Here is a 23,378-nt window from a genome sequence, read left to right as displayed (position 1 = left end):
CTTGAATAAAATATTCCGACATTGCTTCTCTGCTCACTCGTAGACGGCAACGAGACGACCGCGGACGTCGCCGGCCTGCAGCTTCTTCAGGCCTTCGGGAATCTCGCCGAACGGGATCTTGGTGGTGACCGGGTCGAGCTTGCCGGATGCCATGAGCTCGTAAACGCCGGCGATGTCTTCCTTGGTGCCGCCGTTCGAGCCGCGCAGGTCGACCTGGCTCATGATGAGCGCCTTGGTGTTGATGGTGCTTTCGAGCCGGCCCATGCCCACGAGCACCACGACGCCGTGCTTGTTGCACGCCTCGATGGCCTGGGCCGTGGTAGTGCCGAAGCCCGCGAAATCGATGACCTTGTCAAACTTGATGCCGTCGGCGGCGAAATCGGCAATGGACTTCTTCACATCGATGGCGCCCAGATCCTTGGCCATCGGCCATGCGGACTCCTTGACTTCGGCGACGTAGAGGTTGGCGCCGAGCAGATACGCGACGCGAGCGCCAATCTGGCCCAGTCCACCGACACCGATGATGCAGACGTTCTCGCCTTTCTTCACGGCCGCGCGCGTGGCAACGGCGTGGTACGAGGTCATCCCCGCATCGGTGGCCGCCGCTCCCCTGACGAAATCGACCGAATCGGGAATCGGTACCAACGCCTGCGCCCCTATCTCGACCTTTTCGCCATAGCCACCATCGAAGCTACCGCCGGGAGTGCCGGCCGAGGTGGTCGGGCAAATCGCAACCCTATCGCCGACCTTGAAGCCTTCGACACCTTCCCCGACCTCGCTGATGACGCCCGCGTCCTCATGGCCGAGCGTGAACGGCACAGTGTGCCCAGTCATCCAGCCCGGATCGGTGAGGAACCCGACGTCCGTGTGGCAAAGCCCGACTGCCTTCATGTCGACGATGACCTCACCCGCCTTGGCGCGCGGCTCCGGCACCTCCTCCAGCTTCAGCGGCTTGTTAGTCCCGTAAAATCTCCATGCTTTCATAGCGGACACCTTCCTAATGCTATCTATAAACTTTTTGCAAATAACCGACATCAATACTAGTTGCCAAACATAAATATCGAGAACATATGACTATAATATTTATAGCCACTTGGCAAAGGAGATGCTATGCCTGAGAACAACAAACAACTCACATACATTGACCTTTTTGCCGGTTGTGGCGGACTCGCCATCGGATTACAGGCCGCTGGCTGGCATCCTATGTTTGCAATTGAAAAAAACGCACAAGCCTTTGAAACATACAAAGATAATTTAATCGATAAAGAGGAATACGATTGGCCTTCTTGGCTTGAAAAGACTAATCATGACATCAATGAAATACTAAAGAAATATCCCGATAAACTAGAGGCTTTACAAGGTAAGGTAGATCTAGTTGCTGGAGGCCCCCCATGCCAAGGTTTTTCTCTTGCAGGCGAACGGAATCAAGACGATTTACGCAATAAACTTGTCAAGGCTTATGTCAAGTTTATCCGTCTTGTTATGCCTCGCTTCATCATATTCGAAAATGTACGCGGCTTTACAGTTCGATTTACCGAAACTAAACGGCATGGGAAAACCCGTAAGTATTCAAGTTATATCGAGCATGCACTTGAACGTACCGGGTATCATGTTGCACATCAAATAGTTGACATGTCTGAATATGGAATTCCCGAGAAGAGGCATCGCTTTATTCTTGTAGCATCTTTAGATGCTTCTATACCCCCCTCCAATATCATGTCATTACTTTATTCAAATCGTGACGACTTTTGTAAATCAAAAGGATTGTCAACGACCGTTTCAGTAGGTCAAGCAATTAGCGATTTAGAGAAGAGCCACGGCACAGTTTCTTCACCTGATACTAAGGGGTTTATGGCAGGTGTCTATGGAGAGGCACAAAGTAATTATCAAAAACTAATGAGACACGGTATCATCATCAAGCAAAATAAAGCAGTGAACTGCCATCGATTTGTTAACCATACCGAAAAAACCATTAAGCTCCATGAAGCCCTTTTGGAAAAGGCTCCAAGGAATAAAAGATTAACCCCAAGCAATAATTTCGTACCAAATTTGAACCGAAGAGGGGTGACAGTGCTTGATTATAATTCACCCGCACCGACCCTTACCTCTATACCTGATGAGCTTGTTCATTACAGCGAGCCTCGCATTTTAACTGTACGAGAATACGCACGCATACAGAGTTTCCCTGATTGGTTCGAATTCAAAGGCCCCTATACTACTGGAGGGAAACGTAGAAAAATCGAAGTTCCTCGCTATACACAAATAGGTAATGCAGTCCCCCCACTTTTCGCTGAACAAATTGGTGTTGCACTCAAGAAAGCGTCTGCTTATGAACAAACAAATCAAACCTGAATATTTCAAAATCAGTTCCGGTCTGAAAAATATAATTGGCCGCGAACTAATTACCGACGAATACGTAGCAGTATTCGAACTCGTCAAAAATGCGTTCGATGCCAATGCAACTTATGCAAAAATTACCATTTCAAGAGATGACATTGGTAAACAACAGATTATAATATCTGACGATGGATGGGGCATGAGCATTAAAGACCTTATTAAAAAATGGCTCTTTGTTGCATACTCAGAAAAAAACAAAAAAAACAACGCAAGCAATTATCGTCACAATATTCGTAGGCAATATGCTGGTGCAAAAGGTGTTGGGCGTTTTTCTTGCGACCGCTTGGGATCTCAACTTATAATACAGACAAAAAAGAAAAACGAAACGAAGATTCACTCTTTGACTATCAATTGGGACGATTTTGAAGCTGACGAAAGCAAAGAGTTCGGTTCAATTCCAGCTTGGCTAGATGAACATCCACTTAATTCGGAGTTGCAAAAACAAAATTCGGGTACAGTCTTAATTATTTCCTCATTACGCGAAAACTGGGATGTACCTCGTGCAAGACATCTAAAGCAAGCTCTCACCAAACTTGTTAATCCAGACGCAGAAGATCAAAGTGATCCTTTCAAGATAGTACTCATTGATCAAGAAGCCGAAGAAGCAGACCAAAAAGCCGCCCAAAAACAAGAAAAGGGCTGGCAAAGAAATATTGTTAACGGAATTATCCGTAACGATATTTTTGAACGCATTAACGAGGGAACTTCAAAAATTTCTGTTATAATTAGTCCAGACGGGAAAACAATCGTCACAACTCTTTCTAATCAAAATCAACCCGTATTTTCTGTAAAAGAACGTAACACACGTTTTGTTAAGTTACATGATATTTCTATCCAATTGTATTACTTAGATCGTGGCGCGAAAATCCGATTTCATAAGCAGCAAGGATTACCCACAAAAGACTATGGGTCAGTTTTTGTATATAAAAATGGTTTTCGCATCAACGGCTATGGAGAGCCAGGCGAAGATTTCTTTCATATTGATGTAAGAAAAGCTCAGGGTTGGAAAAGGTTTCTTGGAACAAGAGACATTTTAGGGAAAATAGCCATCAAGGGGAAAAACGACGATTTCATAGAAACATCAAGTCGTGACCACGGTTTCATAGGCAATTCAACAGTTGATGCACTTGCTTCATTTTTTACTGAAAAAGTTCTTAAAGTTCTCGAGCGTTATCTTAAATATATGTTCTATTGGGGCATACCCATTTCAAAAAGGGAAACAGAAAAAATCCCACAAACTGAAGAACTAAAACAACAGCTTATAGCCGATTATGGAAAAGCATGGGATCCCAAAGATGTTTCAGACATTAATCTCAACCCAGTTGCATTTATCGCTTCTGAAAACCATAATGATAACTTACAAGATACGCTGAATTCCATCAGCAATATCGCGGCTTCACAAAACGATGAAGAGTTAAGTCGTTTAACAAAAAAGCTCAATCGTGGAACTAACGATATTATTTCAGATAACGAGCTACTTTCATCAAAAAACGATGAAACCCAGGCAGCCCTTGAACATAGTCAAACAGAGAATCAAGCCAGAAAAAAGCAAACTGATTTCCTTAAAAGTCTTACCAACCAGTCAGTAGAAAATCTCATTGATGGAATGCACTCAATCTTTACCAATACAGAGATTGTAAGAAATTATTTGATGAAAATTAACAGGCTCCTAGCACACCAAGGAGATGGAACATCAAAAAAGCTTGACAAATACTTCGCCATAATTGTCAACGCTAACGACAAAGCTAATAAATTCGCCGAATTAGCAATCAAAGGGAATAAGAATCTCTTACCATCCGAATCGGGAGATATTCAAAGTTTTATCCATGAATATATGACTTCTTCCACTTCTGATTCCGGTATAACATATGAGTCTTCCAGAAATGACAAAAAGATGCTCTGTCATTTCGAACCTGCAAATATCTGTATAATTATTGACAATATTGTAAGTAACTCTTTCAAAGCACATGCGGATCATCTCACAATTACATTTTCGGAAACTTCAAACAAAGTCATTATCGATTTTCTAGACAATGGAATTGGCCTAGATCCAGCATTATCAGTAAAAGATATTTTTGACTATGGACTAACCAAAAATCAATCGGCACATGGGTTCGGTATCGGGCTATATCAAATTAAAAAATTGGCCAACGAAATGAACGGCGATGTAAGTATCATTACTGATTATAAAAAAGGGTTTGGCCTACGACTGGAGCTTATAAAATGAATTATACATTCTCAGTTTTTTGGATTGATGACAGCGAAGATTGGTCTAAAGGAGAAAGCGAAGAGCTAGGTAATTGGCTTGCTGCAAAAGGAATGGAGCTAAAACCGTATTTCAGCAACGGACACGAACCGGAATTAAATGATTTTTTAGCCGGCAAAGATGGCGGAAAAACATCTCACTTTGCTGACGTTCCTGAGCTCAATGATATTGATCTTATTCTAATCGATTTCAACCTGCTCCAGGGTACCTGGGGTACAGAACTCATTTCGGAAATTAGAAAAAACCGAATTTACACAAATATTTTATTGTATTCTTCTCAAGATCTCTCAAAAATAGATTCTGAAAAAAATCGAAATGTTCCGTCTGAACAAAAAGATCTTTTAAAATCGCCACTAGGAGGAGTCTACTATGCAAAACGCGATGATAAATTTTCTTTTTTCCAGAATGAACTACATTCTGTAGTACAGAACCTCATTAAACGATCGGAAAATATAATCAATTTACGTGGCATGGTGATGGAAAACATGTCATCTTTTGAGGAACAATTCAATGACGGAATTCTGAGTTGCGCACAGCTTCTTCAACCAGAGCATGCAGTAGAACTTGACAATCTCGTAGAAAAAGCATTAAAGAGACAAACGAAACGAGACAAAGAAGAAATTGAGAAGTGGCACAATACTGGAACATCATTTTTTAATAATGCCATAAATGCACAATACGGACTTTCTTCAAGTCAAAAAGCAAATATTCTTTTCTGCGAGTTGCCATCCTTGCTTGAGAAGTACTGTAATCTAGATATCGGTGCTATTGGTAAAGAAGCCAATAAAGCTTATCGTGGGGAGTTAGGCGAGATTAGGAACAAACTCGGTCATGTTGGCAGTAAAGACAAAACAATCATACTTAAGGGGAAAAGCACGCCATTAGATTCTGATTTTCATCTCAGAGTTCGAAAAGATATTCAAAATTTTACTTCTGCTTTCACAAAACTGATGGAACTGATCGAAGATTCTAAAAATTCCCAGACTCAACCTGAAAACACTTAAGGCCTATTCTTCTCCACATCTCCACTACTTGATTACGATCATCAAATACCGCACAGACATTATAATTATCTTTTATACTATTAAGATAGATTTCTTCTTTAATGGTCGAATCCTTGCGGTTATCATCGTTTGCTCTCATAAACAATTTATCAATATTGGCGGTCCGACCATCTCCAAGATAATTTTTGAGCCAGGTTACGAGTACTGATCTACTTCGTTCTTTTCTTCCTGACACTAAAACAATCAAACAACCTGCATCCTGTAAATGACACAGGGTTCTTAATACCGGAATATCAGGAACATCATCCCCAGCAGCCAAATCATCATAAGGGTTGCGATCTAAACGATGCGCCAACGTACCATCGATGTCAAAAATATAAGCATCAGGAATTTCCTGTTTAACAGAAATATTACAAGGTTGACAATGCTTCTTCATGCCTCCGCACCCTCAATCAACATTGGATAAACCGGCGTAAGACTCTTATACCGGTTATAGAACGCGGTCAAGGAATCGACTACGTCTTGACGCTGCTCGGCGTAGGGATTGCCCTTGGCGAAACGGGATATTGGCTTCATGATGCGGCGGATTGCTGTACCTTCATCGGTCACTCCACCCGAAATGAAGGCTTCGGACATGAAGGATTTTGTTTCGGTTGGCTTCAGATTATGAGTTGCAATTATCTCGTCAAGTTCTCGCTCCATGGAGTCAGCAACGAAAGTCTTCCATTGGTCTGAAATAACCTCATGCCGTTCCTGACTGGTCAACGATTTAAGAAGAATGATTGGGTCTTTGTCACCAAAACCGACCAGTTGAAGGAATGCGTCGATAAGGTCAGCCTTGTCTCGAAGTTCCGGAGAAGATGCTACAGAGCTTCGAATCGTGTCGGCTATTTGCTTATCCTCAGTGTTTTCGCCGTGATACTGCTCAACCAACATGAGGATGTAATCGATGTTGACTTCAACCTGCTTCACAAGTTCCATTTCAAAGACCAAATCGTCGCCAATACTGACACGTTCGCCTTGATCACGTCGCTTGTATTTATCAGCGAGATCCAAATAATGGCTCTGATAATCCTGTAATTCGCGATCATGCCCTTTCAAGGGGTCACCGTCAGCAAACTGATCAAAGCAAGTAAGAATATTACGCAGCCTGAGCAAAGTGCCAAAGGTCTTGATGAAGTCTTTCTCTGCCTTCTCCCCCAATCCGGAGAAATCACTATCTAATGGGAAATCATCACGCAGGTGCGCCAAAGCTTCAGCATATTTCGAGAAATAATCTTCATACGGTTTAAGCAGAACAATACCTGCTGCATCAGGATCGCCGAAAAGTCCAAGTGCTTCGTCAACCTCATCAGACAAATCACGAAAACAAACGATATTCCCGAAAGTCTTGACTGAATTAAGAATACGATTGGTTCGGCTAAACGCCTGGATCAATCCATGAAGTCTGAGATTCTTATCAACCCACAATGTGTTGAGTGTCTTGGCATCAAATCCGGTAAGGAACATGTCAACGACAATGAGCAAGTCCAAATCACGGTTTTTCATATGCCGAGAAACGTCTTTGTAATAGCCATCAAAGCCCTTGCCATCGGTACCATAATTGCTCTTGAACATCCTGTTGTAATCTGAGATGGCCGAGTCAAGAAAATCTCGATCAGCCGGTTTCATACCAGCTGTGTCCATTTGCTCTTCGGTAAGCATGCCCTGGGCATCATCTTCTTCACCATTTGGAGCGTAAGTGAAAATCGTCGCCACTTTAAGATTTAACTCTGGATAGTTGGGAAGCAAGGATTGAATCTCGGTATAGTATGCCTTAGCCGACGAGATGGAATCGCAAGCCAGAATCGAGTTGAACCCCATGTGGTAGGCATCTTTGTATTGATATGCCGAATCCCTCTTGGTTTTCTGGACATAGTGGTCGAGTATATATTCAGAAACAAGTCGGATACGCTTCGGATTTTGCCAAGCCGTATTGGTATCGATACCTTCAACTTGTTCATCTGGGCGACCGTTTTTGTGGCTAAAAGTCTTAACGTAGTCCACTTTAAAAGGTAAAACATTGCCATCGTCTATCGCGTTGACAACAGTGTATTTATGCAAACAATCACCGAATGCTTGCTGAGTCGTCTTCAGTTCGGGATCCCCACTAGCTTGAGCATTCTTTGCAAAAATGGGCGTTCCTGTAAAACCGAACAGATGATAATTCTTGAACGCTGAAGTTATAGCCTTGTGCATCTTACCAAACTGTGAACGATGGCATTCATCGAATATAAAAACTACGTGCTCAGCAAATAACGGGTTATCCTTCTGAGCATGTGAAAGATACACTGCCAGCTTCTGAATAGTGGTAACGCAGATGCGTTTATCGGGATCATTCGATTCAAGATTCTCTGTCAATGCAGCAGTATTCGTTGAACCATTGACCGCGCCAGGCTGGAATTTGTTGTATTCCTTCATTGTCTGATAATCGAGATCCTTACGATCAACGACAAACAGTACCTTGTTGATTCCTTCCATCTGCGAAGCAAGAATAGCGGTCTTGAACGAGGTAAGCGTTTTGCCTGAACCAGTGGTGTGCCAAATATAGCCACCTGCAGCACTAGTTCCAAGACGTTTCTTGCTGATTTCAGAAATTAGAATTCGGTTAAGAATACGTTCCGTGGCACAAATCTGATACGGACGCATAACCAACAAATTGTCATCGACATCAAGCACACAATAATGAGTCAATATCATCAGCAACGTACCACGAGAAAGGAACGAGGCAGTAAAAGGTACGAGGTCCATAATTCTATGATTTTTTGCATCAGTCCACCAGCTGGTGAACTGATAAGAGGCACTCGTCTTTTTACCTCGCTCATTATGCGTCTTCTGCCAACGCGTTGTGTTGGAATAGTACTTGGTCAGAGAGCCGTTGGAAATGATGAAAAGTTGAACGTATTCAAAAAGACCTGATTGCGACCAAAAACTCTCACGTTGATAACGTTCAATTTGATTGAATGCCTGTCGCAGGTCAACGCCACGCCGCTTGAGTTCAATATGGACAAGAGGTAAACCGTTGACAAGTATGGTGACGTCATAACGGTTCTTGTGGGTACCTTCATTGGCTTCATATTGATTGAGCACCTGTAACTGATTGCGATGGATATGATTACGGTCAAGAAGCATGACGTTGTGAAGCGTACCGCCGCTAGTCGTAAAATCAATCACCGGCGAATGCTGGATAAGACGCGTCTTTTCTACAATGCCATCGGAAGCATTCGCAATTTTCATTTGAAAAAATGTTTCCCAATCCGCATCAGTAAATGTAAAACCATTAAGATTTTCAATCTGATGACGCAAATTAAGAATCAACTCTTCCTGGGTATGGATCAAGACTCGCTCATATCCCTGTGTGCATAGCTGTTTGATAAGCTGTGCTTCTAGCTCCGCCTCAGACTGATAAACGGCAGAATCACTCGGAATATTCGGAGCTTTAGCACAAACCGTTTCTTCCGGCCCCTCCAACAAGATGGAATACGTTTTGTCCAAATGCTCCGATGCAGAGGTTATCTGGTCATCAACGATCATGCCTCAGTCTTCTTTCTTGGAAAATCAAGTAACTTATTTCGATAATACTCATACTGTTGATGCCGTGCAGCAATCTCGGCGGGCAGTCCATCAGTGGATGAAGTCGTGAGCAAATTAAATCGGTCAAGAATATCTATAATCCTCTGTTGCTCGGCAAGTGAGGGCACCGGCACTCGGATAGTTCTTAGGCTTTTTTGAGTAAGTTTAGGCGGCGTACCATGCACCAATTCAGAGATATCAATCGAACTGAGAGCATACATAATATATCTGAGCATTGGCTTATTTTCCCTCTGCTCAAGAATATGGGCATGATTGTTCACCCAAATTTTTCCTGTTGCCCAATTTAATACCGGTTTACCAGCTTCTGTAAGTACTGATCCATCCTCTCCGACAAGCAAAAAAGTTCCGTCAAATATGAAATGTTTGACATAATCTTGAATCCCATTTGCACCATAATAAGGTATTTGCCCAGACTCTCTGTCCCCTCTCGTAACTGGCTTTCGCTGAGTATCAAGAATATTAACTAAATCGCCTAATTCCAGCCATTCAGCATTCGTCATAAAAGCAAATAGCTTCCCCTTATAAAAGTTGAATTGAATCTTACGCAACTCAAGCTCAGACTCAAGCTCAGACTCAAGCTCCGTAAATGTATCCAAGATTCGTAAAATCTCCTGTTGCACCTTTAAAGGTGGTACTGGAACAAGAATCTCTTTAAGTACACTTTGCGTAAGTGAAGGTCGAGCAGCACTGCTAGTACCCAGATTCTCAATATGCTCATTCAACATGACATAATATAAAAACCGCGGAATCATGCGTGCAGTATCAATAATCGTATAAAAAATAGTATCAACATTCCAAAATGGTTCGTCAACGTAAAAGATATTGCTAATTGATCCTTTGCGAGGCAATAGTACTGTTGGCTTGTCATATGCCGCTGCGTCGACTTTTACATCCATTTTGCCGCCACTACCATAAACGGAAATATTTCCAGCACCAAGATGCTTATAGTCTTTCCCGTTTTTAATATCGGCAACATCCTTTAAAGGCAGGTACGTTACTCCATCAGGACAAAGCTGCGTAAGTAATTTCTCGATGTTACTCATGGCTACCTTTCCCTCCAATAAACGAATCAAGATAATGACCACGGCAACAAAAAGCCCAATCCCATTCTTCCCCACTCAATGCTGCTCGGTTGAAAAGCCGCAAATCTTTACGGTTCAAAGATTTCTTCTCAAAGGTATGCTTATCATCATCAACAAGAAGAACGGCTAATCTGGAACTGAGAGGAAAATATAACAAACCATATGAACGCCCAAAATCATTTACTCCCTCAAAATGCGGCTCAGATATTCCGATAAAAGGCTGATCTACCGCCGTTGTTAAAAACTGAAAGCTACAATTTCTTAGATACTTTGCATATTCAATTAGCGGATACTTATTGCCCTTTTCTATACCTGATTTTGAGGGGGCTACTAACTCTGACAGTCCGAAAACCTGCGATGCCATTTTCGGCGTCAAATGAATTTTTTCAGACCAATTCGAACCCATCGTTTCTGAATATAACTGTTCGAGCGCATCGGATGTTCCCAACTGAGCCTGTTCAAAAAAGGGTATGAGATTCTTAGCATTTTTAAGCATCTTTCCGACGTTTTTAGGGTTTCTCACATAAAGCTCAGCAATAAAAATAGCTATTGCTTCGCAAATGTCTTGTAATTCTGTGTCTGTCCAACGTTTTCGGACTGATACTTCTAAAATTGTTTCAACTATTATACGAAAACGTTCAGCAAAAGAACTTTCAAACTGAGATAATAGCTTTTCAACCTCGTTCGGGAACAGATTATCCATTCCATTTTCCGCTTCCGGAACTTTTACCTCATATAAATTTCGTTCCACAGCCACATTCTCAACCCTTTGACTGTATAAACGAGTTACTCCAGAAGCTGTTCTCCGTAGAACATCAAACTTTCCATCTTTTTCGCGTGTGAAGCCTGATAAGAAAAATCTTGGAACATAGTGCTGTCTTTTGGTTTTCGCTTTACCTATTGGAGAAGGAACCGCTCTTTCAGCTAAAGTCATTATTCCTCCTTCAGACCAGCAACGATTCCGTCAATCTGCTTGCGCAATTCATTCTCACGTTTCACAATTTTTTTAATTTTCTGATTTAGCTCAACAATATCGACTTTCTCTGTTGTATCCTTTTTCTCCACCCAGATACCAACAGAAAGATTGTAATGGTTCACACTGTTACCGATTTCATCGATACTAACTAATTTCGAAAAGTACTGTTCTTCAGTACGTTCGACCACAGTGGAAGCAATCTTATCGATGTTTTCCGGCATAAGTTTGTTTTTGTTGCCGACATGTCCGAATTGCTCTGAAGCGTCCACGAACAATACTTTGTCATCAGATTTTGATTTGCTTAGCACCAGAATGCAAGTCGCGATAGTAACTCCGAAGAAAAGGTTAGCCGGCAACTGGATAACTGCACTGACATAATTTCCATGAACCAGATATTCTCTAATCTTTTCTTCTGCTCCACCTCGATAAAGGACGCCGGGAAACTCAACAATCGCTGCGGTTCCATCTGTAGACAACCACGAAAACATATGCATAGTAAAAGCCAAATCTGCATAACCTTTTGGCGCCAATACTCCGGCAGGAGAGAATCGTGGATCATTAATAAGTGTCGGGTCACTATCACCTTTCCAATGCGTCGAATACGGCGGATTGGAAACAATAGCATCGAATGGCTGGTCATCCCAGTGTTTAGGATTGATGAGTGTATCTCCTTGCGCAATATCGAAACGATCAAAATTAATATGGTGAAGGAACATATTGATTCGGGCAAGATTGTATGTAGTTGGGTTCTTTTCTTGTCCGAAGAAACCCTGACGTACGTTTTCTTGTCCAAGAATTTTTGCGAAACGCAACAACAATGAACCTGACCCACATGCCGGATCATAGACTTTGTTGACATAGGTTCGATGTCCTATCACGATGCGGGCAAGCAACTCGGCAACTTCCTGAGGCGTAAAGTATTCGCCTCCAGATTTACCGGCATTGCTAGCATACATATTCATCAGGTATTCGTATGCATCACCAAACAAATCAATATCAGCATCTCGAATGTTTCCAAAATCAAGATCTCGAATGCCAGTGATTATGCCAGCAAGTCTCGCATTACGTTCAGCAAGATTGGCACCTAACTTAGTACTGGTAACGTCAACATCATCAAACAACCCCTTGAAGTCGTCTTCAGAAGCAGTACCTACGCTTGAGCGCTCTATGTCAGAAAAGATATTTTTAACCGTTATATTGAGCTTGTCGTCTTTTTCGGGATTTTTCGCAACGTTCTGGAACAGCTGAGAAGGCAACACAAAGAAGCCCTTCTCCTTTGTCACATCTTCACGAGCCATCTCAGCGTCTTCATCATTTAAATCAACGTATGAAAAAGTTTTGTTGCCGGTTTCGTGCTCACCTTTATCAATATATTCAGCAAGATCTTCAGAAATGAAGCGATAGAACAGGAAGCAAAATATATATGCCTTGAAATCCCAACTGTCAACAGCATTGCGCTCCTTCTCAGCAATGTTCCAAATCGCCTTATGCAACTCATCGCGTTGGTTCTTGCTATCCTGCGTCGCCATGCCAAGTACCTTCCTGATAACGTCTAAAATGACATTATTCCTTCTGCATCAATCAAACAAATACTACTTTACCGTGTCTAATCAACACCCATACTTCATCAAGCTATTTACTACCCCAACAACTGCAACAAATCGTCCTTGGTGAGGTTCGAGATGCCGGCGGAAGTGCCGGTGCCGGCGTTGTCTACGAAACGATGGGCGAGATCGCTCTTGGACTGCTGCATTTTGAGGATGCGCTCCTCGATGGTGTCTTTGGCGACGATCTGATAGACGTTGACGTCCTGGGTCTGGCCGATGCGATGAGCGCGGTCGGTGGCCTGCTCCTGCGCGGCAGCGTTCCACCACGGGTCGGCATGCACCACCACGCAGGCGCCCGTGAGGTTCAGGCCCGTGTTGCCGGCCTTCAGAGAAATCAGGAAAACGGGAGTGTCGTCGGAGTTGAACTGGTCGACCAGCTCGAGACGCTTGCGCTTGGGGGTGGCACCGGTGATGACGTTGTAGGCGACACCGTTCTTGCGCAGACGCTCGGCGATCAGGTCGAGGAAGCTGGTGAACTGTGAGAAAATCAGCATCTTGCGGCCGGCGTCCTGACAGCTGGAGACCAGTTCCTCGATGGCGTCGAGCTTGGCGGACGTGACCTTGCGAGGTTTGGCGGACGTTCCGGATTTCGAAGTGTCAGAAGCATTGTGAGCCGTTGAACCGTCATTCCCTACAATCGCGTTCGCCGACGCATCAGCGGTTTCGCTGAGCTCGTCAATCGGCTCGTCATCGGCACGCTCGACCTCACGACTCGGTGCACCCCAGACGTGCGCGTCCTTCTTGACGACGTTGCTGCCGACATTGCTGAAGAGCAGTCGCGGGTCGCAACAGGCCTGACGCAGGCGGGTGAGCTGGGCCAAAATCTGAATCTTGCCGGTCTTGTATTCGATGTCGCGCTGCTTGTTGAGCGTCGCACGCAGCTGCTGCTCGAGCGCGGCGTAAAGCCTGCGCTGTTCCCCTTCCAGCTGGACGGTGATGACGTTTTCGATCTTGTCGGGCAGATCCTTCAGAACCTGCGACTTCAAACGCCGCAGAATGAATGGGCCGACGAACGCCTGCAGTTTGGCCTGCGCGTTTTCGTCGCCGGAGAGAATCGGCATTTCGAAGCGGTCGCGGAAGTGCTTGTAGGCCCCGAGCATGCCAGGCATCAGGAAATCGAAGATGCTCCACAGCTCGGAAAGCCGATTTTCGATCGGCGTGCCGGTCAGGGCGAAACGGTGTCGTGCGGTCACGGTTCGCACGGCACGGGCGGATTTGGTGGCGTGGTTCTTGATATATTGCGCCTCGTCAAGCGTCATACAATAGCATTGGAGGCCATCGTAATCGTCGATATCGCGGCGCAGCAAGTCATATGAAGTAATCAGCACGTCAGGCGCAACCCATTGTGGCGTGTCAGTTTCGTCATCTTCAAGCGGCTGCGGGCTATCGGCGCTTTGCCACCCGTCGTCATCCACTGCAGCGGATGCAACAGTATTACCGCTACCGACGCGTGCGGCGGAAACCGACGGATTATGAGACTGCGGATTTCCCGAAACCAACGAATTAGAATTACCACTCCGCTTCCCCGAGACTGACAGATTAGAAGTCAGTAGCTCGTCATCCGAACCATAGAGCACCTGATTGCGCTTCAGAAGGTCCGAATCATCCATCGAAATATCAAAACTCGCCTGCTGCACCCCGGAGACATTCTGATTAACAGTCAGACGCTCGGATTTGTCGGTATTCGAACCAGAATTACGAGACTTGTTATAACTGATTCCCGTTCCAGATCTACCAGCACTAGCCGCTTTTCTACCTTCGTACCAAGCTTTCGTATTCTTGAGCATCGCGCGGCGTTCGGCCTTGGAACCGGCAAGCACCTGCACGCTGAGTTCGGGAGCGAATTTGGCGCATTCCGCGGCCCAGTTATAGACCAGAGACGCCGGGCAAACGATGAGGTTCGGGCCGATTTGGCGTTGTTCGTCACGCCGCGCAACCAGATACGAAAGCATCTGCACAGTCTTGCCCAAGCCCATCTCATCGGCAAGAATACCGCCGAAACCTTTGTCGGCCACGGCGTTGAGCCAGCGGAATCCCTCGACCTGATACGGGCGCAGCACGCGCGCGAGCGACTTCGGCACCTTGTAAATCTTCGGGTCGATGACGCGCAAATCGTTCAAATAGCTGCGGAACTCGTCGCTTTTATCGCTGTCTTCAGCTTCATTGTCAAGGTAATAGGCCTCGTAAGCGGGCACGGAAACGGCGCCGGAATCGAGGTCGACCGGCTTCAGCCCCAAGTCACTGCTGACCTCGTCGAGCTTGCTGGTGTCGACGTCAGCCATGTTGACGAAAGCGCCGTTGCGCAGGCGGTGGAACTTGCGACGCTTGCGGTAGCTGTTGAGTAATGCCGGCACTTCGGACGGGTCGATTTCGTCGGCAATCGGCGAGATCTCAACCAGGCCGGACTTGATGGACAGGCCGATCTTAAAAACGGGATGCGGCGAAGAGGTGAGTCCGTCGAAACTCGGCGTGGAGAACACCTCGCCGAGGCCTCGCAAGACCGGTAGCCCCTCGTTCAGCAGCTTGTAAATCGCCTTGTCGTTGTCTTCCTTGATGCGCGCAATCGGACCGTCGGGCATCGGGAAATACTGGCGCACGGCTTCAACGGCCAGGCGCTCGGTTTCACGGTCGCGCGCAACAGGCTCGTTGGGACCAATACCTGAGAAGACATGGAAACGTTCGTCGCCGTAACGCGCCTGCACGTCGCAGGTGATGCCGTTCTTGTCCCGGTCGAGATACGTCTCGATATGGCAGGGCACGCGGCGCATTTTGATCAGTTCGGGCGGCAGCTTGACGGCGATACCATGATGTGAGGTGCCCCGCGAAGTGTTCGGCGTCAAATCGTCGGTTACTGCAGAATCTGTATCGGAAGTCGCACTCGCACCGTTTTGCAATAATCCATTTGACGGAGTCTTGCCAGTATCGCTTTGCACCAGATTATTGGAATCAGATACGTCCATCCCGTTTTGCGACGGATTTTCTGAATCGCCTTTGCTCATACCATCTTGCGACGGTTTATCCGCCGACGGATCGTCCACATTGGTTTTGCCGGATAAGGAATTACCTTCGGAATCGGTATCATTGGCAGCGTTGTCAATGTCGTCGGCGTTATTCGAATTACCAGCTCCGTCAGCATTACCGGCGTTCCCCGCAGGAATTGGGTCGAGTGCGGGCAGTACCGTGCGCGAAAATTCCTCGATATCATCGCCGCTCAAATACAGATCGCCGCGTTCGTCTGAAGCGCAGAGCACTCCCAGCAGGTTGCGGTTCGTGGTCATGGCACTGGAACAACGGTGAATCTCAGGCGTGTCCAAATTAAACGAACCACTCGCCGGTGACCCGGCGACTACAAACGACGAGCCTCGCCCAATAATGAATTTCTGAATATTCAGGGAATGACGAATAACATAACCATATTTTTGCGACGATTTATCATCTTTTTGTCTCGTAGATTTTTGAATCGACGCTGACGTTGAACCATCCGTCTCACCATCCTCGTCATCGGCACGAACGACCTCAAGGCCCAAATCAGGGTCACCTTCGACAACGCGAACCGGAACCGCCGAGGCGAAATTGCCGTGAAGCGGTACGTAGTCCAACGTCGCGTCGGCGTCGACGAACAAATCCAGTAGTTCCGCGGTCTCGTCGTCGGAAAGCCGCATTTCTTGGGCTTCCGCTTTGCTCTGATAAAACTCGTAATCGCCGGAAACGCTTTTGCGAATCTCGATGGCACGGCCGAGAATGGCCAGAATCGAGCGTGAACGTTCGTCGAACGAATCGCGGGAATGCACAAACGCCAGCTTTTTACCATACGTGACGAATTCTCGGTGTTGCACGGCCTCGACCAACGCACGCACGTCCTTGACGACGTAGGAAATGCCTTTGGACGGAACGGCGATATGCAGGCGCAGATACCAGTCGCGGCCCGAATTTTCGAGCATCGGGCGCAGCACGACCGAGCCGATGGGCATGTGACGGCTCAGCGCCACCCCGCTGCCGATGTCGCCGGAGGCTCGGCTGCTGACCTCCTTGAGCAAATCCAGCTGACGGTTTTTGGCCTGCTCTTGAAGCTGGGTATCCTCCTGCTGCATGAACGAGCGCAGCACACGCGAGGTGCGACGAACAACCTTCTGACGGCGAGCGCCGATTCCCGCGCCGCCCCGCGCTCCCGTTGCCGCGACACCGTTGCCCCGCTCCTCGAACTTTTGCGGCGTGTCATTGTATTGCATAATCAATGCGATGACATGCTTGCAAATAGTTCCGAAACGGCCGAACGCCGGGCATGTGCAATACGAGTCGATGATTTCACCATGATTCTCATCGATGCGGGCACTCACCGCGTAATCGTCCGCGAATTCGTCCGCCGGCTCCACGGAAGCAGCCAGCAACGTACCGTCCTCGCCGGGCGTGCAGGTCAGATTGTGCATACGCCCGCTGGAAATGACCTCATAGGCACGGTAGAAAGCCTTGCCTCCACGCTGTCGCAAGACCTTTTCGGGCACCGCCGGCTCGGCCGCACCGAAGGTCACGCCGCCGTCAGGGTCAGCAATCCCGCCGAACGTATCGTCGTCGGAACCTGATCCAAGCCCGAATCCCCCCGAGCTCCCAGTCCTCGACCCGTACACCGACGCATGCCAATCCAAATCGCGTTCCCCTTTTCGCCGCCAATTCAATGTCAGATTTTCGCTGGTTTCAATATCGTCAGATATCATCGTCAAATATCAAAGACCGCAAAGTTCTATCCTACCCCTTTTCAAATTCCGGTGAAATGCTGTTTCTTTCAAAGGGACGAAATAAGGAGAAACAGAATAAAAATATCGCAAAAGAACAGTCTGAGGAATCAGTTAAGCCAGCACAAAATATGATGGGAAACCACAGAAAATGCGAGAAAACACCGGGAAACGCAACCTTTCAGCTTTGACTGAACGTTCTATATCCTTTTGGGCAGATTTGTGGCACACTGTGAGCAATGCGCGAATAACGGAAACAGCAGGAAATGGATATGGAGGAGATATGACGAGCACAGACGATTTCTCGGGCATGGCGGCCGGAACCACGGAAACAAAGGCGGGCAAGGATAACAATATGGCAAAAAACGAAAACCAAAATGGGAACACGACCAGCGCGGAGACCCAGACCGCTTACTTCGCCGGCGGGTGTTTCTGGGGCATCGAACGGTATTTCCAAGGCGTCGATGGGGTCACCGACACGCAGGTCGGCTACGCGCAGTCTCGCAAGGCGAACCCAACGTATGAAGAGGTCTGCTCCGGGGCCACCGACGCAGCGGAGACCGTGCGCGTGAGCTATGACACGAAACGCGTAACCTTGCGGACGCTGACGCTGCTGTTTTTGGACGTCATCGACCCGTTCTCAGTGAATCAGCAGGGCAACGACACCGGACGGCAGTACCGAAGTGCCATGTTTTGCCTTGACGAAGTGCAGAAGGCCATATACGAGAAGGCTTTGCAACAGCTTGCGGCACGTGAGGGACGCGAACCAGCGGTGATTGTCGAGCCGCTGCGCAACTTCTACCCCGCCGAGACCTACCATCAGGATTATCTTGACAAGAACCCCGGCGGATACTGCCATATTCCGGTGGCCAAACTCCTGAACGTCGGCAAGCGCCAGCGTTATATCGAGCGCGTCTGGGATCTCGACCCGGAGCAGTATGCGGTCACCCAGGAGGCCGCTACAGAGCGTCCGTTTACCAACAAATACGACCAGAACTTCGAGCCCGGCATCTACGTGGACGTCGTGAGCGGCGAACCGCTGTTCCTTTCCACTGACAAGTTCGACGCAGGCTGCGGCTGGCCGGCGTTCTCGAAGCCGATCGACGCGTCTGCCCTGACCGAGCACCGCGACACCAAACTTCCCGGCCGGCCGCGCATCGAAATCCGCACCGCCAACTCGCAGATTCATCTGGGCCACGTCTTCGATGACGGACCACAGGAGCGCGGAGGGCTGCGCTACTGCATGAACTCGGCCTCGCTGCGTTTCGTGCCGCGCGACCAGATGGAAACGCAGGGGTACGGCAAGTATCTGAAGCTGCTCGACAGCGCTCAGTGAGCTGGAGCCGGGGCTGGGCTGAGTCCGGGGATGGAACTCAACCAAGACCGAGTCTCTACACAAAGTGAACGCAGCTGAGGCGAGATAAAACCGAAACCTGAATCAGGCGAAATAGGAACCCGAGTCTGTTGCAAACGACTGAATCAGGTTTTGGACCCGACTCGGGACGCAGAACCGAAACCCAGATCGAGCTGGATTCAATATAGCTCAACCGAGGTTTTGGCTTGTACATGGCGGTGTGGATAAGAAAATAGTTATCCACACCGCTTTTTGATACTCAAATCGGCTTCGTTCCAAGGGTTTCGAGCATCCGACCACAGTACCCGTTTCAGCTTGCATCGAGGCGTATAGCACCAATAGACTTGATGAATAAGAGAAATGATACGGCTATTGGAAGGTTATTATGGGTACATTGACTATACAACATACTGCTACTCGTCCTATACTGAAGATACCGAAAAATACGGTACGGAACTTCAAAGAGGACGACATGGCAAAACTGACGATGAACATCGACCCGGAACTCAAGCAGGACGCGGCGGAGCTTTTCGAAAAAATGGGGCTCAATATGACCACGGCCATCACGATGTTCCTGAAACAGAGCGTGCGCGACGGCATGCTACCCTTCCAGCCATCCTCCTACCCCACCGGGTTCAAAATCGGGTACCCGAAGCATCAGATGGATCCCGAGAAAATGATTGAAGAAGCCAAGGCAGATAGGGCGTCGATAAAATTGCCTTCCTATATGGGAAGACTCACACCGGATGACGTCAAAGAGGAGTTGTCACACCGTGAAAAATAAAATTTTCCTAGATACCAATTTTCTGCTTGATATCATGGCCACCGACCGCCCAAATTCGGATGCAGCATTTTCGTTCTTCATGCGAGTCTCCCATAGCCACGAGCCCAATGTCGCAGTCTGCGCGGGAAGTCTTAAAGATGCCTATTACATCTCGCGTCATGACATGCCAGAAACGAAACGACGCAATTGGATGCGCAGATTTATCGACGCCTTCGAAGTTCTCCCAATCGACAATGCGATTTGCAAAACAGCAGTCAATTCCGACGAACCAGATTTTGAAGACGGGATTATCCGCGCATGTGCCGAGCGTTGGCAGGCCGACTGCCTTGTCTCGCGCGATGCCAAGGCATTCCTCAATTCGTCAGTGCCCAAAATCAGCAGTGACGAGTTTGTCAGTAATCTCGATGACGGACTAACCGAAGGATAAAACAGCGTTTCACTTTGCTGCTTGGCTATCACTACCAGCCAGATGTTGGGCCAGGTAGCGTCCGGTGATGCTGGCGGGGTCATCGGCAATCTCGTCAGGCGTGCCGGTGGCGACGACCGTACCATCTTCCTCGCCACCGCCTGGGCCCATGTCGATGACGTAGTCGGCGTTGGCGATCATATCGAGGTCGTGCTCGATGAAGATCACCGTGGCTCCGCCTTTGATGAGGCGTTGCAAGACGTCAATCAACGTACGCACGTCCAGTGGATGCAAACCGGTCGTCGGTTCGTCAAGGACAAAAAGCGACGTGCTCTGCCGCTTGCCGAGTTCGTTGGAAAGCTTGAGACGCTGAGCTTCGCCACCGGAAAGGTTCGGGGTGTCTTCTCCCAAGGTGAGGTAGCCGAGGCCGAGGTCGTGAAGCGTTTCCAGCGCCTTGTGAATACGTTTAAGCAGGGCCAAGGTGATCATATCGCCAGAATCGGAATCATTCAAAGATTCATTGGCATCTGAGGCACCAGACAAAGCTGACAGCCGTTTTTGATTAGATGTATTACGTGAAGATAAACCGGAAGTCGAACCAGCCGGAGTTAGCCGTTTTTGGTTAGAGGAACGACGTGAAGACGAATCAGAAGACGAACCCGCAGCCGAGCCAAAATCGGCATTGAGGGCAAAGACATCGAGGGCATCGTCCACCTCCAAATCCAGCACTTCGGGAAGCGTCAACCCTTGTGGATGCGTCGGCGTCGCGAGCCGCACATCGTTGACTTCCGGACGATATCGCCGTCCTTCGCAGGTCGGGCAGATGATGGTGACGTCAGGAAGGAACTGGATATCGAGGCTGATCTGACCGGTACCGTCGCATTGCGGGCAACGGAGCGTTCCGGTGTTGTAGGAAAACGCGGAGACCTTGAGCTTGCGCTTCTTGGCTGATGCCGTAGAAGCGAATGCCTTACGCAGCATATCCATGATGCCTGTGTAGGTGGCGACCGTCGAACGAACGTTGATACCGATGGGCGTGGAATCGACCAAGCGCACACGTGTGATGCCGGCAGCATCAAGAGAACGAACATGTGACGGCAGCGGCGTGTGGTTCTCTTGCGCCTGCAAAGCGGGAATCAGCGACTCCAGAATCATCGTCGTTTTACCGGATCCTGAGACGCCGGTGACTGCGGTCATCCGCCCGCGCGGAATGGCGACATGCAGCGGATGCACGGTATGGATGGTATCGGTGGCCATGGTGATCCAATGGGAATCAGTCACTGCGACATTCGCCGAGACATTGGCTTGATCACCAACCGTTGGCGTGGTTACAGCCTTGGCTGAAGTCACTTTTGCATGAACATGATTCGATTGTTGATCACCTTTGCGTTGATAATTGGCGACCTCATCATTCGGACTTGGCATATTCATAAACCTGCGCAAGTCCGGAGAAACCGGCGGCAGCGCGAGATGTTTGCGGACAACTACCGGCTGGGAACCGTCAAGAAAACCGGCGATACGTGACTTCGGGTTATGTAATATTTCAGCCGGCGCACCTTGCGCGAGTATACGCCCACCCCGGCTTCCGGCACCCGGACCCATTTCGATGAAATAATCCGCAGCGTTGAGAACGTGGACATCATGGTCGACGAAGACCACAGAATTGCCGGAAGCCAGCAAGTCTCGCATCACACCAATCAGTCCTTCGATATTGGCCGGATGCAAGCCGGTGGAAGGCTCGTCGAGCACGTATAGCACGCCCGTGGTCTCGTTGCGCACTGCACGCGAGAGCTGGGCACGCTGCCGTTCGCCGGTGGAAAGTGTGGTACTGGCGCGATCGAGTGTCAAATAACCCAAACCAAGCTGGATGAGCCTGCGACCCATGTCCTCTAACGTATCGACCAGACTTTCGGCCATCTGTCGCATATCCTGCGGCAAGGATTCCGGAACCGTTTTGGCCCATTCGAGCACCTTGCGCAACGGCCATGCCGTGACCTCGGCAAGGTTATACTTGCCGATTTTCGGAGCTCTTGCTGCAACATTCAAACGCGACCCGCCACAATCCGGGCAAGTCCTCTCGACCAGAAACTTCGAGACTTTGGCCAGACGCTTCTCGTCGTTGGCACGATCGAGTTCCTTGGTCACCGTCAACCTCGCGTTGCGGAACGTGAAGTCGATATGGTGCACGCCTTTGATCGAAGTGATGGTAATCGGCTTCTTCTCCTCCGGCCCATTGAAAACGACGTCACGTTCCTTGTCGGTCAGTTCCTTGAACGGAACATCGGTGCGCACCCCGAATTCGCGGACGATATCGGGCTGGACGTTGAAACCGAACGTGCGCCACGGCACGACGGCACCTTCGTCGATGGTGAGGTTTTCGTCAGGAACCAACGCGGAATCGTTGACTTCGTGAATGGTTCCGGTTCCCTGACATTTCGGACAGGCACCGGTAGAATTGAACGCCATCTGCTCGGCGCTGGGAGGTTCGACGAGTGCGCCACAGACAGCGCAATGAATCGGGATTTCGGCGGCGACATCGAGCGTCGGTTTCTGATAATGCCCGTTCGGGCAGCGATGCGAGGCGAGTCGCGAGAACATCAACCGCAGCACGTTCAGGGTCTCCGTTGAAGTGCCGAAAGTCGAGCGCATGCCGCCGACGTCCGGACGCTGTCGCAGCGCCAAAGCCGGCGGGATGAACCGTACGGAATCGACCTGCGGTTTCTCGGCCTGAGTCATCCGGCGACGGGTATAGGTCGAAAGCGCGTCAAGATAGCGACGCGAACCCTCGGCATAGAGCACGCCCAACGCCAGCGACGATTTGCCGGAACCTGAAACCCCTGCGATGCCGACAAGTTCGTTCAACGGAATGGAAACGTCGATATCCTGAAGATTGTGGACGCGGGCGCCCCGCACTTCGATGGCCTGCGGGATTGAAGAACCGGCTACATTGGTTCCGGCGCGATCTTTCCGATTATTGTCGTCACCACTCGTCGCGTTCATCGTATGCACCCCATCTTTGCCATCATTCACGATGTCAACTCTATTCGCTGCACCCACCCAGTGTCTTATAGGAGCATAATCATGGCCTTTACGCCGGAAAAGCGCACTTTACACGACGGAGCTTGCACATTGCCGACAT

At 48.4% G+C, this 23,378-nt stretch carries 14 protein-coding genes; 6 read left to right on the top strand and 8 right to left on the bottom strand.

Annotated features, from left to right (window positions below; genetic code table 11):
* Window positions 1–33 precede the first annotated feature (33 nt).
* Window positions 34–984, bottom strand: a complete 951-nt coding sequence (locus OZX67_RS03085) for a zinc-binding dehydrogenase (protein WP_277144067.1) — start codon at window positions 982–984, stop codon at window positions 34–36.
* Between the two features lie 126 nt (window positions 985–1,110).
* On the opposite strand from OZX67_RS03085, the gene OZX67_RS03080 reads away from it, so the two are divergent.
* From OZX67_RS03080 to OZX67_RS03070, 3 genes are read left to right on the top strand one after another with little or no spacing between them, the layout of a single operon-like run.
* Window positions 1,111–2,352, top strand: coding sequence for a DNA cytosine methyltransferase (locus OZX67_RS03080; RefSeq protein WP_277144065.1), 1,242 nt, complete (start codon window positions 1,111–1,113; stop codon window positions 2,350–2,352).
* The gene (locus tag OZX67_RS03075; RefSeq protein ID WP_277144063.1) at window positions 2,330–4,624 is read left to right on the top strand and encodes an ATP-binding protein; all 2,295 of its coding nucleotides are present in this window, start codon (window positions 2,330–2,332) and stop codon (window positions 4,622–4,624) included. The genes OZX67_RS03080 and OZX67_RS03075 overlap by 23 nt, the downstream gene beginning before the upstream one ends.
* On the top strand, window positions 4,621–5,667 hold the full coding sequence (locus OZX67_RS03070; protein WP_277144061.1) for a hypothetical protein: 1,047 nt from the start codon (window positions 4,621–4,623) through the stop codon (window positions 5,665–5,667). The genes OZX67_RS03075 and OZX67_RS03070 overlap by 4 nt, the downstream gene beginning before the upstream one ends.
* On the opposite strand, the gene OZX67_RS03065 is transcribed toward OZX67_RS03070, so the two are convergent.
* From OZX67_RS03065 to OZX67_RS03040, 6 genes are all read right to left on the bottom strand, one after another.
* The gene (locus OZX67_RS03065) at window positions 5,633–6,103 is read right to left on the bottom strand and encodes a hypothetical protein (RefSeq protein ID WP_277144059.1); all 471 of its coding nucleotides are present in this window, start codon (window positions 6,101–6,103) and stop codon (window positions 5,633–5,635) included. The genes OZX67_RS03070 and OZX67_RS03065 overlap by 35 nt on opposite strands.
* Window positions 6,100–9,240, bottom strand: a complete 3,141-nt coding sequence (locus OZX67_RS03060; protein WP_277144057.1) for a type I restriction endonuclease subunit R — start codon at window positions 9,238–9,240, stop codon at window positions 6,100–6,102. Before OZX67_RS03060 ends, OZX67_RS03065 begins: the two co-directional genes overlap by 4 nt.
* Window positions 9,237–10,343 (bottom strand): restriction endonuclease subunit S, encoded by a 1,107-nt coding sequence (locus OZX67_RS03055; RefSeq protein ID WP_277144055.1) that lies wholly within the window; start codon window positions 10,341–10,343, stop codon window positions 9,237–9,239. Before OZX67_RS03055 ends, OZX67_RS03060 begins: the two co-directional genes overlap by 4 nt.
* Window positions 10,336–11,316, bottom strand: coding sequence for a DUF4238 domain-containing protein (locus OZX67_RS03050; protein ID WP_277144053.1), 981 nt, complete (start codon window positions 11,314–11,316; stop codon window positions 10,336–10,338). The genes OZX67_RS03055 and OZX67_RS03050 overlap by 8 nt, the downstream gene beginning before the upstream one ends.
* A complete protein-coding gene (locus OZX67_RS03045) occupies window positions 11,316–12,887 on the bottom strand; it encodes a type I restriction-modification system subunit M (protein ID WP_277144050.1) in 1,572 nt (523 codons plus the stop codon). The genes OZX67_RS03050 and OZX67_RS03045 overlap by 1 nt, the downstream gene beginning before the upstream one ends.
* A 110-nt stretch (window positions 12,888–12,997) precedes the next feature.
* The gene (locus OZX67_RS03040; protein WP_277144048.1) at window positions 12,998–17,608 is read right to left on the bottom strand and encodes an SNF2-related protein; all 4,611 of its coding nucleotides are present in this window, start codon (window positions 17,606–17,608) and stop codon (window positions 12,998–13,000) included.
* Between the two features lie 442 nt (window positions 17,609–18,050).
* Between OZX67_RS03040 and msrA the strand changes: the two genes are divergently transcribed.
* From msrA to OZX67_RS03025, 3 genes are all read left to right on the top strand, one after another.
* Complete coding sequence (gene msrA / locus OZX67_RS03035; protein ID WP_277144876.1) at window positions 18,051–19,031, top strand: peptide-methionine (S)-S-oxide reductase MsrA; 981 nt, start codon at window positions 18,051–18,053, stop codon at window positions 19,029–19,031.
* A gap of 490 nt (window positions 19,032–19,521) precedes the next feature.
* The gene (locus OZX67_RS03030) at window positions 19,522–19,833 is read left to right on the top strand and encodes a type II toxin-antitoxin system RelB/DinJ family antitoxin (protein ID WP_277144046.1); all 312 of its coding nucleotides are present in this window, start codon (window positions 19,522–19,524) and stop codon (window positions 19,831–19,833) included.
* Window positions 19,823–20,260 carry a PIN domain-containing protein gene (locus OZX67_RS03025; protein WP_277144043.1) on the top strand — a complete coding sequence of 146 codons (438 nt, stop codon included), beginning with the start codon at window positions 19,823–19,825 and terminating at the stop codon, window positions 20,258–20,260. Before OZX67_RS03030 ends, OZX67_RS03025 begins: the two co-directional genes overlap by 11 nt.
* A 9-nt stretch (window positions 20,261–20,269) precedes the next feature.
* Here OZX67_RS03025 and OZX67_RS03020 read toward each other — a convergent pair whose 3' ends face one another.
* On the bottom strand, window positions 20,270–23,239 hold the full coding sequence (locus OZX67_RS03020) for an excinuclease ABC subunit UvrA (protein WP_277144041.1): 2,970 nt from the start codon (window positions 23,237–23,239) through the stop codon (window positions 20,270–20,272).
* Window positions 23,240–23,378 lie beyond the last annotated feature (139 nt).

The sequence above is a fragment of the Bifidobacterium sp. ESL0728 genome (assembly GCF_029392015.1).
GTDB lineage: Bacteria > Actinomycetota > Actinomycetes > Actinomycetales > Bifidobacteriaceae > Bifidobacterium.
Note: the sequence above shows the minus strand (reverse complement) of the source record. Positions and strands in the feature narration are given on the sequence as shown.